The following is a 14,896-nucleotide window of genomic DNA, read 5'->3' as shown; positions in this document are numbered from 1 at the left end:
CGAAGGGGGCCGCACGCCATGGGCAAGGGAAAGAGCGATCTCGCGCTGCCGCTGGAGGAGTTGGAGGGGTACGGGCGCCGGCTGCGGTCGCTCAAGACGCGGCTGAATCACACCAAGAAGCTCTTCGAGTCGTACAAGGACGACATCGGTGACGGCAGCGTCAACGACGCCCTCGGCGACTTCGAGTCCAACTGGGAGGACGGCCGCGAGGACATCACCCAGCAGCTCGACGCCCTGGCCGACATGTCCGACGCCGTCGTCCGCGAGTTCAAGAAACTCGACGACGAACTGACCAAGCAGATCAACGACGCGGTGAAGACGGGGGACAAGAGGGGCGGCAAGGGTGGCGGCGAGGGCTGACCGGGACCGGACGGTCCGTTCCGTCGGGTTCTTCGCCGAGTTGTCGCCCGGCTGGGGGCTTCCCACCGACGGCCCGATCGGGGACGCGGTCAGGCCGGTGGGCGAACCCGACGAGGACGGCATCGTCGCGTACCTGATGAACGGCACGGGCCTCTGGTCCGAGATGAGTGCCACCACCGACGTGCTCGACCCCGAGGGGCCCACACTGGCGGGCGCCGGGTCGCTCCGCACCGACGGTACGTGGGTCTGGCGCGACGACCTGTCCTATTACGTACACCGACACCACGTAGTCCTGCCCGCACCGTTCCTGGCGCGGGTCCGGATGCTGGACCACACTCCCCCGCGGGTGCCGGACAGCAGACTTGCCGACATCCTCACACGGGACCTGGGGATCCCGTTGGATTGAGCCGACGAACGGACCGGCTCAGCCGACCTCGTTCTCCGCCACCGCTCGGCCCCGGACCACCACGTCCCCGCCGTAGAGCATGCCCGTGAACACCGGGGAGTACGTGAGCCGCACCTCGACCTCGACGCGGGCGGTGTCGGCCGCGACGCAGTGGGTGCCGGCGATGTCCGCGCCGGTCATGTTCATCTCGCGGGCGAAGGTCTTGACCCGGGCGTCGCAGTTCTCGTAATTGATCGGCGCGGGTCCGCCCTCGTTGTCGTAGAGGGCCTCTCGGTCGATGTCCTGCGCGGCGAAACGGGCCGCCTGTTCCGCGATGTCGGCGGCGCGTTCCCGCTTGGAGATGGACAGGCCGCCGTCGATGACGAAGGCGGAGAGAGACAGGAACACCAGCGCGAAGATGATGACCGCCCCGGCGCCCGAGCCCCGGTCGTCCAGTCGCCCGCGCCGCGCATCGAGCCATCCGCGCGCCCGGGCCCAGCCCCTGGCGTTCACGCCGTCCTCCGGTACGGGTCCAGCGGGGAGCTGAAGCTCGCCGACAGCGTGGTCGGGATGTCCAGGCCGATCATCGCCAGGCCCCGGACCTCGCAGCTCACCTCGACCGTGAACAGCGTGTCGGGTGCGAAGCCGGCGCTCTTCTGCACCACCGACACCGGGCCGGAGCAGACGTCCTCCAGGTCGGCCCGGGCCGCCTTCCGCGCCTCCGCCATCGCCGTGGCGTGGTCCTTCTGGATGGAGCCGGCGCGGGCCGCGTCCCGGGCCGCGCCGTCGATCGCGCCCCGGCCGTCGACCAGTTGCCCGAACGCGACCAGGACCAGGATGAACAGGATCATCACCGGCGCGAGGATCACCACCTCGACCGTGGACAGCCCGCGGTCGTCCCGCCCGTACGGGACCATCAGTCCTCGCCCTCCCGCACGAACCGTTCCACCGGCCCCACCGACCGCGCGTGCACCGTCAGGTCCAGTCCGGGGAAGACCGTCGGGATACGAGCCGTGATCTCCACGCCCACCGTGTCCTGCTCCGGCTGGAGCAGGGTGACGTCGGGGGCGAGTACGAGCTGGGGGCCGAGCTGGCTGATGTAGCTGTCCACCACGGTCGCCGCCTCGCCGCGCCAGCTTCCGGGCTGGGCGTCGGCCGTCGCGCGGGCCTTGCGCGCCCCGGCCTGGGCCGCCGCCTGGGCGACGTGGTCGGCGAAGAAGTACAGCGCGAACTGGACCGTCGCGAAGATCATGAAGAACAGGACCGGGGTGAGGAACACGAACTCGATCGCGGTCATGCCGGAGTCGCCGCGGGTGGCCGCCGCCGTACGTGCGGCCCTCACCCTGCGGCGCGTCCAGTCGCGGAGTCTCGCCCGCATCCCCGTGCCCCCGTGTCCCCGTGCCGTCCGCCGTTCCCGCGTCCGGCTCAGCAGGTGCTGTCGGCGTCGGCGCCCTTGATGCAGTTGCCGACCTTGGTGGCACCGTCGCTGAGCGCGGTGTTGATGATGGCCGCCACCACGCCGACGATCGCCACGACGACCGCGGAGATGATGACCCACTCGACCGCGGAGGCGCCCCGGTCCAGTTCGCCGGAGCGGGCGCGCTCCACGCGGGCCCGCAGGAAGGTGACCAGGAAGTCCATCGCCGGGATGCCGGTGCTGAAGTTCCGTCCGTTCATGATGTGTCGTCCTCTCGAAACAGTGGGTGGGCAGGGGTTCGCCGGAAGCCGCTCACACCTGGAACACCCGCATCGCCGCCGGAAAGATCAGGAACACCAGGAACCCGGCGCACAGCAGCAACTGGGCCACCAGCATCGACTGCGACTTCTCGCCCGCGCTGCCCTCGATCTCGGCGAGTTCGCGGTGCCGCATGGTCTCGGCGCGGGAGGCGAGGGACTCGCGGACCTTGGCGCCGTCGTCCGCGACCAGGGCCAGCGAGGCGGAGAGGTCCTTCAGTTCCTCCACGCCGAGTTCCTCGCCGAGCTGCCCCAGCGCCTGCCACTGGCTGACGCCGGTGATCCGGGCGTCGGCGAGGGCGTTGCGGATGCGCTGCGTCGCCCAGCCGTCGGACACCTCCGCCGCCGCCATCAGGGCCTCCGGCAGACCCCGGCCGCCGGCCAGGCTCATGGAGACCAGGTCCAGATAGGCGCCGATCACGCGCCGCAGGTCACGGCGTTTGTCGGCCGCGTCCCGCCGGATCTCCAGGTCGGGGAGGAAGAAGAAGACCACCGCGCACAGCAGGGCCAGCCAGACCGGGACGACCGGGCTGCGGTTGAAGCCCAGCGCGTAGACCACGGCGAACAGGAACGGGCCGAAGAACAGGCCCGTCGCGCCCAGCAGCACCTTCGTGGCGAGGAACTTCTCCCAGCTCCGGTCCAGCACCGCCAGGTCCGCGCGCAGCGAGCGCTGCTCCCAGCCCTGCTGGAGGTAGAACTCGGCGACCCGCGCCCCGACCTGGGCGCGCAGCGCACCGAACCGCCCCGTCTCCTGGGGCGCGCGCGCCGTCTCGTACGCCGATCCGCGCGCCCGCATCGCGTCGATCCGGGCGACCTGCTGGATCGGGCTGCGCCGGCTCGGCATCAGGGCGCGTACGAGGGCGTAGACGCCCAGGCCGAGGACCGCGCCGACCAGGACCGGCATCGTCAGATTCACCGTCGTACCCCCTCTTCCTGCTGCCCCGGGTACGGCTGCGGCTGGGCCTGGGGATGGGGCTGAAGCTGCGGCTGCGGCTGGGCCTGCGGGCCCGGCGCGCCGGTACGGGGGCGGACGAACCGTACGCCCGAGTCGCCGCGCACCAGGAACCGTTCCGGCGTCTCGATGGTGGACAGCTTGCGCAGCCACCAGAAGCCCAGCGCGAACAGCCCGCACACGCAGAGCAGCACGAGCTGCCCGACCGGCGTCCCGTACGGCTCGACGAAGTCGCGGTTGAAGACGGACAGGCCGAGGACGAACGCCACCGACACGGCGACCACGATCTGCACCGACCGCCGGGTGGAGGCGCGCTGCGCCATCACGCGCTGGCGCATGTCGACCTCCTCGCGCGCCGACTTGGCGAGCGCGCCGAGCACCTGCCGCAGGCCGGGGCCGCGCAGCCGCGCGTTGAGGATGAGCGCGGCGACGATGATGTCGGCGGAGGCGTCGTCGATCTCGTCGGCGAGCTGCTGGAGCGCGTCCGGCAGCGGCGTACGGCTGCGCAGCCGGTCGACGAGGGCGTCCAGGTGGGGCCGGAGCACGGGGGCGGCGGCCCGCGCGGAGGCCGGAATGGCCTGTTCCAGGCCGACCGCGCCGGCGATGGTGTCGCGCAGCGACTCCGTCCAGGAGGCGAGGGCCTCGACCCGCTTCATGGCGGCACGTTCCTCGGCGGCGCCGCCGAAGAGGCGGTCCCAGAAGAAGACGAGGACGCCGGCCGCGATGCCGAGGACCGCCCAGCGGGTGAGCAGCAGCACGGCGAGGCCGACGATGGCGGCGAGGGAGCCGCGCTGTCCCGCCCAGCGGATCAGTTCGGCGGCCCGCTCGCCGGCCTGCCGCTTCTCGTGCTCGGGCCGGGCGGGCAGCCCGCGTACGGCGATCAGGAGCAGGGCGAGGCCGCCGCCGACGGCGACGCCGCAGCCGATGGAGTACAGGACGGTGGTGGAGAACAGGCCGCCCATCGAGCCGAGCGAGCCGAGTGCCGCGTTCGTCGTACCGCTGGTCATGCTCACCCCCACGTTCCGCTGGGCCGGTATCCGTGCGCGATGAGGTCCTCCAGGCAGGCGAGGGGGGCGTGCGGCACGACCCGGCCGTCGGGTGTCTCGGCGAAGACCTCGCTGGACAGCACCCGTCCGTCGACGCCGTTGACCTCGCGGACGGAGGTGACCATGCGCTGGAGGCGTCCGCCGGTCTGGAAGGAGTTGCGCCGCTGGATGAAGACGACGAAGTTGACCGCGCCGGCCACCAGCATCTGGCTGGCCTCGATGGGCAGCCGTTCGGCGGCCTGGAGCGCGTACGTGGAGATGCGGTTGAAGACCTCGCTGGAGCTGTTGGCGTGGATCGTGGACAGCGAGCCGTCGTTGCCCTGGGACATGGCGTTGAGCATGGTGACGATCTCGTCGCCGAGGACCTCGCCGACGATGACCCGGGAGGGGTTCATGCGCAGCGAGCGGCGGACCAGTTCGGCCATGGTGATGGCGCCCTGGCCCTCGGAGTTGGGCAGCCGTTCCTCGAACGCCACGACGTTGGGGTGCAGGTCGGGGAACTGATCGAGTCCCAGTTCCAGGGCCCGCTCGACGGTGATGAGGCGTTCGTGCGGCGGGATCTCGTTGGCGAGGGCGCGCAGCAGCGTCGTCTTTCCGGCGTTGGTGGCACCCGCGATCATGATGTTCTTCCGGGCCCGGACCGCACAGGCGAGGAAGTGGCCCAGCTCGGGCGTGAGCGTGCCGTTGCCGACCAGGTCGGAGATGAACACCTTGCCCATCCGGGCCCGGCGGATGGACAGCGCGGGCCGGCGGGCCACGTCCATCACGGCCGACAGCCGGGAACCGTCCGGCAGCCGCAGGTCGAGCTGCGGATTCGCGGAGTCGAACGGGCGGGACGACAGCCCGGAGTACGCACCGAGCACCTGGATCAGCTCGATCAGCTCCTCGTCGGTGTCGGCGACGGGCTCGCCGCGCACCTCGCGCCCGTCGCTGTAGCCGACGAAGACCTGGTCGCAGCCGTTGATGTCGATGTTCTCGACCTCGGGGTCGTCGAGCAGCGGCTGGAGCCGGCCGACGCCGAACAGCGCGGCGTGCACGGCGGCCGCGTACTGCTCCTCGGTCGCGGCGTCCAGCGGCGTCCGGCCCGCGGTGATCTCGGTGCGGGCGTACTCCTCCAGGATCTGCGCGATGACCGCCCGCGCGTACTGCCGCTCGTCCTCGGTGGACATCGGGGGGACGCCGTTGACCTGGTCCAGGCGGCGCTGCTCGGCAATCCGGTCGCCGGCCTCCTGCCGGAACCGCTTGACCAACTGGTGGTCGACAGCGGTCATCGCCCGGCCTCCGCGCGGCCGCCCAGGTGCGGATCGGCGGGTACGGACCAGGCGGCGCCGAACTGCTGGTAGAGGTCCGCGGTGACCTTGCGGGCGGTGCGGACGAGCAGCGACTTCTCCAGCCGGCCGCGCTTGCGCCCGGCCAACTGGTCGGCTCCGGCGGGGTCGTCGGCTATGGTCCCGACCACCCGGGCGCCGGTCTGGGCGTGCACCAGCATGTCGTTGACCTGCCCGGAGAGCTTGCCCGCGGTGCTCGGGTCGGCTATCAGGACGACGCCGATCGCCGGGGAGGCGAGGCCGGCGGCGCCGCGCGGCCCGCCGTGCAGCCTGGTGGTCAGGGCGGCGGCCCGGTCCCGGACCCGGGCGATGGCCTCGGGTTCGGTACGGGAGATCAGCAGCACCAGCGCGGCGTGCGGGAACAGCTCGACGGCCGGGGTGTCGCCGCTGATCCGTCCGCAGTCGGCGATGACGTCGGCGGGCGCGTGCGGCGAGTCGGCGAGCGAGGCGAAGGCCCGGCCCAGCGTCGGCCACAGCCCGGCCAGCCCGGCGGCCTGCTCGGCGATCCCCAGCCCGACCAGCACCTCAAGGCCGCCGCTCAACGGCTGTACGTGGTCCCAGAGCTGGTCGGGTACGAGGCCGCGCCGGGCGGTCGCGGCGATGGACAGCATCCCGGTGTTGGGGTTGAGCGGCCCGCCGTGCGCGGCGGCGGAACGGTACACCAGGTCGCCGCCGGCCGGGTCGGCCTCGGCGAGCAGGACGCGGCGCGGCCAGACCGCGGCGAGGGCGACGGCCGCGGTGGTGACGCCGGGGGAACCCTTGTCGGCGGCGAGAGCGATGAGCGCCATGGCTTGTCGGTGCCGCCTTCTACTTCGCCGGGACGCGCACGACGGCCAGCTCGCCCGCGGACGCCGCCGAGGCGAGCGCGGCGGCGTCGCCCGCGTCGACGAGGAGGGTGAGGGAGAGGTTGCCGGTGCTGATGGTGGAGTCGCCCGGCTTCTTCGCGGTGTAGACCTGGGCGTCGTCGACGAGCGCACCACCCCCGGAGGAGGCGGCGGTGTCGTCACCGCTGTCGGAGGACGAGGACGAGTTGTTCGCCCCGACCCGGTAGGCGGCGACGTGGTCACCGGGCTTGATGTCCCCGGGGTACTGCCCTTCCTTGAGGGCGACACCGAGGACGGCCTTGCCGGCGGGGAGTTGCTGTTCCTTGGCGAACATCTCGCCGACGGCGAGGGAGCCCGCGTAGATGGTGGACTTCGCCTTGTATGCCTTGAGGGCTTCGCGATTCGACCACTCGACATAGTGGATGCCCGGGTCCTCAGCGACCATCACCGAGGTGACGTTCTTGTCGGTGATGGACTCACCGGCCTGGATGTCGGCGGTCACCTTGACGACCTCGATCCGGTCCCCCACGCGCAGCACGAGCATGGTGGCGCCCAGCGCGCCGACCAGGATCAGCAGGACGGCGAGCGCGGCGAGGGCGGGTTTGCGCTCGCGAGGAGGGGTGGGAAGCCGGTCACCGACCGGCGCCTGAGCCGGACCCGCGGCACGCCCCGCGCCCGCCCCCGTACGCTCCTGGATCTTCACGCAACCGCTCCCCGTACGCCCACGATCTGTCTGCCAAGTCCGCGGAGGACTCCGCGTTTTCGGACACTTCGCCCGGGTCCGCCCGACCTGGGCGAATAGCCAGCGCCGCGGCGAGTGTCAAGCCATCGCACCGTATCAGCAGCCCATAAGCCCCTCAAGGCGTACTCCGCCCGCCGCCACCCGCCGCCGACACGGTTACCCATCTGCAACTTCGCGCCCGCCGACCCCCGTTGGGCAAGGCGCCCACCCCCCTCCTCGCCTGTGCGGCAGCGAATCCCGTTCAGCGGCGAGGGACCACCGCCGGGAAGCCGCCCGTCACGGGCCGGCCATGATGCCTGCACGATTCACTCACGGGGGCGGAGGCCGGGGGCACGGGCGGGATTCGCCCGGGGCGGTGACGGCGGCGGTGACGGCGATGACGTACGGGGACGGCCGGCGCGACGCACCCCCGGCGTCCCGTCCACTCTGGCGAGACCCGTCGTCACGCGGATACCGTCGGACCCCTTGACTGGTCATTCGCCACACGGGGAGCCACCTTGAAGCGCCGCACTCTGCACGCCGCCGCCGCGCTCGCCGCCGCCTCAGCCCTGCTGCTGACGGCTTGCGGCGGCGAGGACGACGGGTCCGGGGGGAACGACAGGATCGCGGGGGCCGATACGGGGGATACCGCACCCTCCGAAACCAGCAGCCCGTCGCAAGCCGCGGCCGACCGACCGGCGATGGATCTCCCGACGGACGTCAAGGAAACCTTCGAGAACTGGAAGACAGGGGACGCGGAGAAGGACGCGATCCTGGCAGACGCCGGAAGGGCGCAGACCGCGGTGACCTATTCGGTCACGCAAGGCGACCCGGACTCATCCGCCCTGAAGTTCTACCAGACCGGCACGGCATTGGCCGGAAGCCAGGACTGGGTGAAGGGGATCGTCGACGCTGGACTGACCTACTCCGGTTCGGTCTCCTATTTCGCGCCGAAGATCAGCGTGTTCGACAAGCAGTCCGCCGGCGTCTCCTACTGCGCCGACGAAAGCAAGGCGTTCAACAAGAACAGGAAGACCAACAAGGTCGACAAGACTCCCGCCACGGATGATTCCTACGTGCTGTACAGCACGCGCCTCGAGAAGAACAGCGAGGGAGTCTGGCAGACGACGAAGCTGCAATCCGAGCGGGGGAACGCGAAGTGCGTCCGGTAAAACACCACCGCCGATGGCTGGTCACCGGCGCGACCGCCGGACTCATCGCGCTGACCCCCGCTACCGCCCTGGGGTGGGGAACGCCCGGCGAGTCCAACGGCCAGACGCAGATCAGCGGCAGCCGAAGCGGCAACCGCCTTGTGTCCCGTATCACTTACACCGGCGCCACCACGGGCTCGACCGCCCAGCGCACCGGTGCTGTGCAGCCGGTCGGCGACTGGACACCCCCGGCCTGCTGGTACGAACCCCGCTCCGCCGACGAGTTCTCGACGTACGTGGAAGACATGTACGACGAGACGGTCAACACCCCAGGACAGCACAGCTACGCGAAGACCGCCGTCGGCATGTTCCGCGACCAGTACAAGGACGGCGAGTACAAGAACTACAACCTGGACAAGAAGGACGAGGGCACCTGGTGGGTGGCCGTCCAGGACGAGGACCGCTGGATGGAACCCGAGGCCCAGCTCTGTGACAAGCAGCCCTTCTGGGTGGAGAACGGAGAGGCGCCGCCCGTCACGAACGCGGTGACGCCGAAGATCCTCGCGGAACTCGCCTACAACCGCGTCCGGTTACCGTCCACCGAGGTCAGCCTGGCCCCGGAGGGCACCACCAAGGTCAACCTCCCGACCTGGGCCTGGCTGGACAAGGCCGCGTTCAAGCCTGTCTCCGTGACCGCTTCCCTGAACGCGGGCGGCCTGAACATCCTGGCCACCACCACCGCGAAGCCCGTGGCCCTCACCCTGGAACCAGGCACCGCGGACGCCGAAACGCACCCGGCCTCCGGCACATGCGTATTCAACGCCGACGACTCGATCGGCGAGCCCTACACCAAGGGCAAGGCCGACCGCACCCCACCCTGCGGCATCACCTACCTGCGCTCCTCCGGCGACGGCACCTTCAAGCTCCGCGCCACCATCACCTGGGACATCACCTGGACCGGCACCGGCGGCACCGGCGGCGACCTGCCCGACGGCACCTTCGGCACCACCCAGGCCGTCACCGTCCAGGAGATCCAGTCCGTCAACCGCTGACAGAGCGCGCATCTCCCCCGTGAGCGCCCACGCCCTGACCGAAATGATTCGCACTGGCGAAACCGAGAATCCCACCGATACCGTCTGTGCCTTTGACTGCACATCTGTCTCACGGGGAGCCCACTGTGAAGCGCCGCACTCTGCACGCCGCTGCCGCGCTCGCCGCCGCCTCAGCCCTGCTGCTGACGGCCTGCGGCGGCGAGGACGACAAGTCCGGCGACAACGACAAGATCGCCGGGGCCGACCAGGGAACAACGGCCCCCGAAACGTCGGCGCAGCCCTCGAAGACCCCGGCAGCGGACAAGCCCGACGGCGTGGACGTGTCCCCGCCCAAGGACATGAACCTGGTCTTCGACTGGGACCGGCCGGAGAACGAGAACGAGGCGGCGGCGATGGACGACGCCGCGAACTATCTGCGGGCGATCTATCGGGGGGTGGACAGGCGCACGTCCCAGGATGCCGCCGTGGCCTCCTACTCCACGGGCGAGGGACTGACGTACGCGAAGACGCAGATCGACAGCCGAGTCGAGGGCGGCTGGACGGCGACCGGCACCCGCCGTCACTACCAGGCGACGACCCGGTCCGCTGCGAACGGCAACTCGGTGGAGATCGCGTTCTGTGTGGACTCCAGCAAGTTCTATGCCGAAGAGGTCAAGACCGGAAAGGTGCTGAAGACCAAGCCCAGCATCGCCGACTTCGATTACTTCAGGATCATCATGGTCAAGTTCCCCGCTGGCGACGGCCTCTGGCAGGCGTCCAAGGTGTTCGTCGAGACCAAGGCGGAGAAGTGCCGGTGAGCGGGTCACGACGCACGGCATTGCGCGTAGGCATCGCTGCTGCGGCCCTGACCGTCGGCGCCGTCGCCCTTGACGAACCGGCCTATTCGGCGGAACAGACGGGCAACAACGAGGGCGCCAGCAGCGAACAGGCGGCGGGAAGCGACTCCACCGGCATCTACGCCACCGCCCGAATCCACTACTCCGGCTCCGTCACCAAGGACGGCAGCACCGGCAACATAACGCCCTCCGACATCACCTGGTCACCACCACCCTGCTGGTACGCCCCCTACCTCGGTGCCAAGGACTTCAAGAAGAAGATGTCCGAGAACATCGACAACGCCCTGAACACCCCCGGCATGGGCGGCACCGCCGGCTCGGCGATCGGCGAGGTGAAGCGCCACTACGAGGACGGGTACGGCTGGACCGACACCCCGGGCTACCAGGACTACAACGTCGAGAAGGACGGCGAGGGCATGTTCTGGGCCGGCGTCGAGAACCCCGACGAACCCGACATCCTCAAGCGCGGCTCCTGCACCGACCTGCCCTTCTGGGTCGACAACGGCGAGGCCCCGCCGCCGCAGTACGAGGAGGCCGTCCGCCCGGAGATCCTCGCCGCCCTCGCCTACCAGCACATGCGGCTGCCCGACACCAAGGTCAGCCTGGCCCCGGAGGGCACCACCAAGGTGAACCTGCCGACCTGGGCCTGGCTCGACAAGGCCGTCTTCGACGAGGTCCACGCCACGGCCGCCATCGACGTCCCCGGCTTCCACATCGAGGCCACGACGACCGCCAGGCCGGTGTCCCTCACCCTCGAACCGGGCACGCCCGACGCCCAGACCCACCCGGCCTCCGGCGAATGCCGGATCAACGCCGACGACTCCATCGGCGAGCCCTACACCAAGGGCAAGGCCGACCGCACCCCACCCTGCGGCATCACCTACCTGCGCTCCTCCGGCGACGGCACCTTCAAGCTCCGCGCCACCATCACCTGGGACATCACCTGGACCGGCACCGGCAACACCGGCGGCGACGACCTGCCCGACGGCACCTTCGGCACCACCCAGGCCGTCACCGTGCAGGAGATCCAGTCCGTCAACCGGTGACCGGCAACAGGAAGCGGTCCGACCCGACCGCTGCAGAACAACCACACGAAACGAAACACCCCTAATGCCCGCTATACGAAACTGTTCGCGCTGGCGGCACAAGGAGCCGCCCCGATAACGTCGATCAGCTCGGTCGAAGCCGTCGCGCACCGGCGCCTTCGGCCTCGCACACCCATGACGACCGCTCGCGGAGACCGGACACCAGATGAGTGACCTGCGACTCGAAGACACCGTCTTCGAGCATCTGAAGAAGACCTTCTCGTCCATCAGCGACCGCATGGAGTCGACCCGGCGCACCTTGCGCGGCTCCGACGCCTCCGTCGTGGGCGAGAGCGGGCTCGTCGAGGATCTTCAGGACTTCGCCGACGACTGGGGCTACGGCATCAAGCAGCTCGGCAAGCACACGCACGGCGCCGTGAAGATGATCAATACGATCAGCAAGACGTTCGACCAGGTCGATCTGGACCTGGCCGAGTCGCTCAAGGTCAAGAAGAAGGGCCGGTAACCGTGTCCGGAAAGCGGCCCGCCTTTCCCCACATAGGGTGGGACCCGACTCCCGGAGACGTGGAAGACACCCGCGAACTGGCGAAGAAGCTGGGCAGCCTGGCCGGCGAACTGGGCACCGCGGTGAAGGAACTGGAGCGCATCGAGAGCGGCGCCTGGAAGGGCAAGACGGCCCTCGCCTTCACCGAGTACATCGGCCAGGACGTCACTCCCCTCGTACGCAAGAGCCACGAGTCCTTCGACAAGGCGTCTCGTGCGCTGCACCGCTGGGCCAATGAGCTCAAGGACTTCCAGGACGAGGCCGACCGGCTGGAGAGGGCCGCCGGCGAGAAACTCGACGAGCAGGAGAAGGCGGAGGCCAAGGCCGGCGGCAAAGGCAGCAAGGAACTCGGAGAAGCCTCCAGCGCCGTCAACGCGGTCACGCAGAAGGTCTACGACCTGCAGGAGCGCTACAAAGCAGCCGCCCGCCAGATCAGCAAGGAACTGGACAAGGCCGCCGACATCGCCCCGGACGAGCCCGGCTTCTGGGACAAGCTCGGCAAGGGCATCTCCGACGCCTGGAACGCCACCGGCGACTGGCTCAAGGAACACGCCGACCTGATCAAGGCAATCGGCGACGTGCTCAGCGACATCACCGCCGTACTGGGCCTGCTCGCCATCGCGACCCTTCCCTTCCCGCCCCTCGCCGCCATCTTCGGCACCGCCGCGTTGATCGGCAGCGGCCTGACGCTGGCTACGCACGGGGTCGCCAAAGCCGCCGGCGCCGACGTGGGATGGGGAACACTGGGGCTGGACGCGCTGGGGCTGATGCCGGGCATCGGCATGTTCAGCAAGGGAATCAAGGTCGCCGGAAAGACCGCCGACGTGGCTGAGGGGGCCGCCAAGGCGAAGACGGCTCTGCTGGGAGCGGGGTTCCAGTACAAGAACCTCGGTGCCTCACGCATTCTGATGTCTTTCGGAAAGGCATCCAGCGACCTCGCGGGAGGGCTCGGGAAGGCCGGCCTGGTGAAGATCGGCGGCATGTCCGACCATGTCTACGAGGTGTCGCACGTGAGCAGCGGCCTGAAGTCGCGTATGGGCGGCCTCGTCAGCGCCGGTTACCACGAAGGTCAGTGGTTGGGTACGAAAGGGATCAATACGCTTTTCAAGGGGAACGTGGATCCGCTCAGTGGCGTCGGCAGGGCCATCGACGGTGGTCTGAAGATCGCGCCCAAGGTGGCCACGCATATCGGGCAGGCAGTGTCCGGCGACTAGAAGACACCCACGGGAAAGACCGCATCACCATGACCATTTGGCAGCCCGATTCTGGGGAGACACTCCTCGCTCGCTCCCCCGTGACCTTCGCAACGGGGGCCGCACCGCGTGTACGGGGCATGCGCTGGTTCCGCGATCCCGACCGCAACGACATTCAGCATGAGCTGCCGGGCTGGCCCGAGGGCCCGTCCTTCATCGCCCGTTCGGTCGGCGGCGGTGTCGCCGAGAGGTCATTGCGAGGGGCCGCGGTGGCCGCCGGCGTGGCCGTCATGGCCTTCCTCAGTTCCGCGGGGGGCAATCTCAGCGGTGGGAGCACAGCCGACGGCGAGGGATCCGACACCCCGGACGTTCCGCAGGACGAGGTCGAGGACTTCCCGGTGATGTGGGCGGCGCCCGGCGGCATCGCCCGCACACTGCCGTGGCAGCTTGACCCCGGCCGCGAGAATCAGAAGCTATTCACCACCCACCTGATCGTCACCGACCGCAGGCTGGTCATCGTCCACCTCCCGTACTACGGCAAGGAACTTGGGCGGATCGAGGACGACGTGCTCTGGCAGTGCACCCGGAGCGATATCCAGCAGGTCACCCGAAGGAATTTTAAGGACGGCACCGATTTCGTCATCGCTTTCGTCGACGGCTCCTGGTGCAGACTGCGCTCCATCCGACGCGTACAGCTCCTGCGCTACCTCGCACCGCCTCGTGACCTGCTCGCCCTCACCGACCTGGCTCCGGACCAAAAGAAGACCGTTCTCGCCTTCGCCGAAGAACACGAGTCACCGGGTACCCCGTTCCCGATCGTCAGTCGCAACCCGACCGGGCGTCTCAGGGTCGAAACTTTTCCGCTCAGCCGGTACACGTCCGCGTTCGGTGCCGCGGAAGTGAACATCACCATGGACTCCGACGGCCGGAAGGTCGACGTCGGTGACTACCTGCCCGAGGACTTCTGACCACGATGCTTTCCTCCTCCGCCCCTCCTGCGCCGGCTGCGTCCGTCGGACCACCCCCCATCTGGTTTCTGGTCCCCGAGGGCTTCTTCGCTCTCCCACTCGGCGAGACGCCCGAGGAACGGGCACGCCGTGCGGATCACTTCGTACGGGAACTCTTCAGCCGTGGGGACGAAACCGTATGGGGACCTGCGGCCCCGTATTACGCGTCTCTCGCGGAGATGCTGGCCGACACCGGTGTCTCCTACGCCGCCCTCGGCCTGTTCTCCACGTCCGAGGAGGAACTCCCGGACAGTCCGGACGGGATCTCGCGGCACGAACTCGCCGAGGGGGCCGCACAATGTGCTTTCACCCTGGCAGCCGTACCCACGGACCATGCCGCGTCCGACACCGATGTGGTGGCCCAGGGCATCGTCGCGGCACTCTCCCGGGACCCGTACAACGACGTCCGTTGGCTGGACCTCCCCTGCGGGCCGGCTGTCGCGTGTATCACCTGGCGGCAGTACGGGGCCGGGCCGCAGGCGACCGAAAGCGATGAGGACGCGGAACTCGTCACCGCCCAGCTCCAGATCCACATCCCGTTCCCCACCGGTCCTTTCACGGCGGTCTTCACGGTCCTGACGGCGTACGTGGACCACTGGCAGCGGTTCTGCGAGATGACGGAAGCCATTCTCCAGACGGTCTCCTTCGTCGACCCGGCCGATGGAGAAGACAGCGAGCCCTCGATGAGTCCCACGGTCATTGGGCCGTGAGGCGTCA

General features: G+C 69.5%; 19 protein-coding genes. 10 read left to right on the top strand and 9 right to left on the bottom strand.

Features of this window, described 5'->3' with window-relative positions; translation table 11 throughout:
- The first annotated feature begins 18 nt into the window (after positions 1 to 18).
- Positions 19 to 360, top strand: coding sequence for a hypothetical protein (locus IE316_RS29905; RefSeq protein WP_190207668.1), 342 nt, complete (start codon positions 19 to 21; stop codon positions 358 to 360).
- A complete protein-coding gene (locus IE316_RS35690) occupies positions 344 to 766 on the top strand; it encodes a hypothetical protein (protein ID WP_229910614.1) in 423 nt (140 codons plus the stop codon). The genes IE316_RS29905 and IE316_RS35690 overlap by 17 nt, the downstream gene beginning before the upstream one ends.
- 18 nt (positions 767 to 784) lie before the next feature.
- On the opposite strand, the gene IE316_RS29895 is transcribed toward IE316_RS35690, so the two are convergent.
- From IE316_RS29895 to IE316_RS29855, 9 genes are read right to left on the bottom strand one after another with little or no spacing between them, the layout of a single operon-like run.
- Positions 785 to 1,258, bottom strand: a complete 474-nt coding sequence (locus tag IE316_RS29895) for a pilus assembly protein TadG-related protein (protein ID WP_190207667.1) — start codon at positions 1,256 to 1,258, stop codon at positions 785 to 787.
- Complete coding sequence (locus IE316_RS29890) at positions 1,255 to 1,662, bottom strand: TadE/TadG family type IV pilus assembly protein (RefSeq protein WP_190207666.1); 408 nt, start codon at positions 1,660 to 1,662, stop codon at positions 1,255 to 1,257. Before IE316_RS29890 ends, IE316_RS29895 begins: the two co-directional genes overlap by 4 nt.
- A complete protein-coding gene (locus IE316_RS29885) occupies positions 1,662 to 2,123 on the bottom strand; it encodes a TadE family protein (protein WP_190207665.1) in 462 nt (153 codons plus the stop codon). The genes IE316_RS29890 and IE316_RS29885 overlap by 1 nt, the downstream gene beginning before the upstream one ends.
- Positions 2,124 to 2,170: 47 nt before the next feature.
- The gene (locus IE316_RS29880) at positions 2,171 to 2,422 is read right to left on the bottom strand and encodes a hypothetical protein (protein WP_190207664.1); all 252 of its coding nucleotides are present in this window, start codon (positions 2,420 to 2,422) and stop codon (positions 2,171 to 2,173) included.
- A 52-nt stretch (positions 2,423 to 2,474) separates the two neighbouring features.
- Positions 2,475 to 3,395 (bottom strand): type II secretion system F family protein, encoded by a 921-nt coding sequence (locus tag IE316_RS29875; RefSeq protein WP_190207663.1) that lies wholly within the window; start codon positions 3,393 to 3,395, stop codon positions 2,475 to 2,477.
- Positions 3,392 to 4,438 (bottom strand): type II secretion system F family protein, encoded by a 1,047-nt coding sequence (locus tag IE316_RS29870; protein ID WP_190207662.1) that lies wholly within the window; start codon positions 4,436 to 4,438, stop codon positions 3,392 to 3,394. The genes IE316_RS29875 and IE316_RS29870 overlap by 4 nt, the downstream gene beginning before the upstream one ends.
- Before the next feature lie 2 nt (positions 4,439 to 4,440).
- On the bottom strand, positions 4,441 to 5,748 hold the full coding sequence (locus IE316_RS29865) for a TadA family conjugal transfer-associated ATPase (protein WP_190207661.1): 1,308 nt from the start codon (positions 5,746 to 5,748) through the stop codon (positions 4,441 to 4,443).
- Positions 5,745 to 6,593: a hypothetical protein gene (locus IE316_RS29860; protein WP_190207660.1), complete on the bottom strand. Its 849-nt coding sequence runs from the start codon at positions 6,591 to 6,593 to the stop codon at positions 5,745 to 5,747. The genes IE316_RS29865 and IE316_RS29860 overlap by 4 nt, the downstream gene beginning before the upstream one ends.
- 19 nt (positions 6,594 to 6,612) lie before the next feature.
- Positions 6,613 to 7,332 (bottom strand): hypothetical protein, encoded by a 720-nt coding sequence (locus IE316_RS29855; RefSeq protein ID WP_190207659.1) that lies wholly within the window; start codon positions 7,330 to 7,332, stop codon positions 6,613 to 6,615.
- Between the two features lie 536 nt (positions 7,333 to 7,868).
- Here IE316_RS29855 and IE316_RS29850 point away from each other — a divergent pair.
- The 8 genes from IE316_RS29850 to IE316_RS29815 all read left to right on the top strand — a co-directional run bounded on the left by IE316_RS29850 (position 7,869) and on the right by IE316_RS29815 (position 14,889).
- Positions 7,869 to 8,522: a hypothetical protein gene (locus IE316_RS29850; RefSeq protein ID WP_190207658.1), complete on the top strand. Its 654-nt coding sequence runs from the start codon at positions 7,869 to 7,871 to the stop codon at positions 8,520 to 8,522.
- A complete protein-coding gene (locus IE316_RS29845; RefSeq protein ID WP_229910613.1) occupies positions 8,510 to 9,553 on the top strand; it encodes a hypothetical protein in 1,044 nt (347 codons plus the stop codon). The genes IE316_RS29850 and IE316_RS29845 overlap by 13 nt, the downstream gene beginning before the upstream one ends.
- A 125-nt stretch (positions 9,554 to 9,678) precedes the next feature.
- Positions 9,679 to 10,350: a hypothetical protein gene (locus IE316_RS29840; protein WP_190207657.1), complete on the top strand. Its 672-nt coding sequence runs from the start codon at positions 9,679 to 9,681 to the stop codon at positions 10,348 to 10,350.
- Positions 10,347 to 11,435: a hypothetical protein gene (locus tag IE316_RS29835; protein WP_229910612.1), complete on the top strand. Its 1,089-nt coding sequence runs from the start codon at positions 10,347 to 10,349 to the stop codon at positions 11,433 to 11,435. Before IE316_RS29840 ends, IE316_RS29835 begins: the two co-directional genes overlap by 4 nt.
- Positions 11,436 to 11,640: 205 nt before the next feature.
- Positions 11,641 to 11,940, top strand: coding sequence for a hypothetical protein (locus IE316_RS29830; protein ID WP_190207655.1), 300 nt, complete (start codon positions 11,641 to 11,643; stop codon positions 11,938 to 11,940).
- A gap of 59 nt (positions 11,941 to 11,999) precedes the next feature.
- Entirely contained in the window at positions 12,000 to 13,193 is a 1,194-nt protein-coding gene (locus IE316_RS29825; RefSeq protein WP_373311348.1) for an enoyl-CoA hydratase/isomerase family protein, read from the top strand.
- A 119-nt stretch (positions 13,194 to 13,312) separates the two neighbouring features.
- On the top strand, positions 13,313 to 14,140 hold the full coding sequence (locus tag IE316_RS29820; protein ID WP_229910611.1) for a hypothetical protein: 828 nt from the start codon (positions 13,313 to 13,315) through the stop codon (positions 14,138 to 14,140).
- A 218-nt stretch (positions 14,141 to 14,358) separates the two neighbouring features.
- Complete coding sequence (locus IE316_RS29815; RefSeq protein ID WP_229910610.1) at positions 14,359 to 14,889, top strand: hypothetical protein; 531 nt, start codon at positions 14,359 to 14,361, stop codon at positions 14,887 to 14,889.
- Positions 14,890 to 14,896: the final 7 nt, after the last annotated feature.

Origin of the sequence: Streptomyces fumanus (assembly GCF_014655295.1) — a bacterium.
Classification (GTDB): Bacteria; Actinomycetota; Actinomycetes; order Streptomycetales; family Streptomycetaceae; genus Streptomyces; species Streptomyces fumanus.
Note: the sequence above shows the minus strand (reverse complement) of the source record. Positions and strands in the feature narration are given on the sequence as shown.

Excerpts from the sequence above, each read along its gene's own strand:
- IE316_RS29905 (WP_190207668.1), top strand. The coding sequence starts at position 19 with ATGGGCAAGGGAAAGAGCGATCTCGCGCTGCCGCTGGAGGAGTTGGAG.
- IE316_RS29890 (WP_190207666.1), bottom strand. The coding sequence starts at position 1,662 with ATGGTCCCGTACGGGCGGGACGACCGCGGGCTGTCCACGGTCGAGGTG.
- IE316_RS29885 (WP_190207665.1), bottom strand. The coding sequence starts at position 2,123 with ATGCGGGCGAGACTCCGCGACTGGACGCGCCGCAGGGTGAGGGCCGCA.
- IE316_RS29880 (WP_190207664.1), bottom strand. The coding sequence starts at position 2,422 with ATGAACGGACGGAACTTCAGCACCGGCATCCCGGCGATGGACTTCCTG.
- IE316_RS29870 (WP_190207662.1), bottom strand. The coding sequence starts at position 4,438 with ATGACCAGCGGTACGACGAACGCGGCACTCGGCTCGCTCGGCTCGATG.
- IE316_RS29865 (WP_190207661.1), bottom strand. The coding sequence starts at position 5,748 with ATGACCGCTGTCGACCACCAGTTGGTCAAGCGGTTCCGGCAGGAGGCC.
- IE316_RS29860 (WP_190207660.1), bottom strand. The coding sequence starts at position 6,593 with ATGGCGCTCATCGCTCTCGCCGCCGACAAGGGTTCCCCCGGCGTCACC.
- IE316_RS29830 (WP_190207655.1), top strand. The coding sequence starts at position 11,641 with ATGAGTGACCTGCGACTCGAAGACACCGTCTTCGAGCATCTGAAGAAG.
- IE316_RS29820 (WP_229910611.1), top strand. The coding sequence starts at position 13,313 with ATGCGCTGGTTCCGCGATCCCGACCGCAACGACATTCAGCATGAGCTG.
- IE316_RS29815 (WP_229910610.1), top strand. The coding sequence starts at position 14,359 with ATGCTGGCCGACACCGGTGTCTCCTACGCCGCCCTCGGCCTGTTCTCC.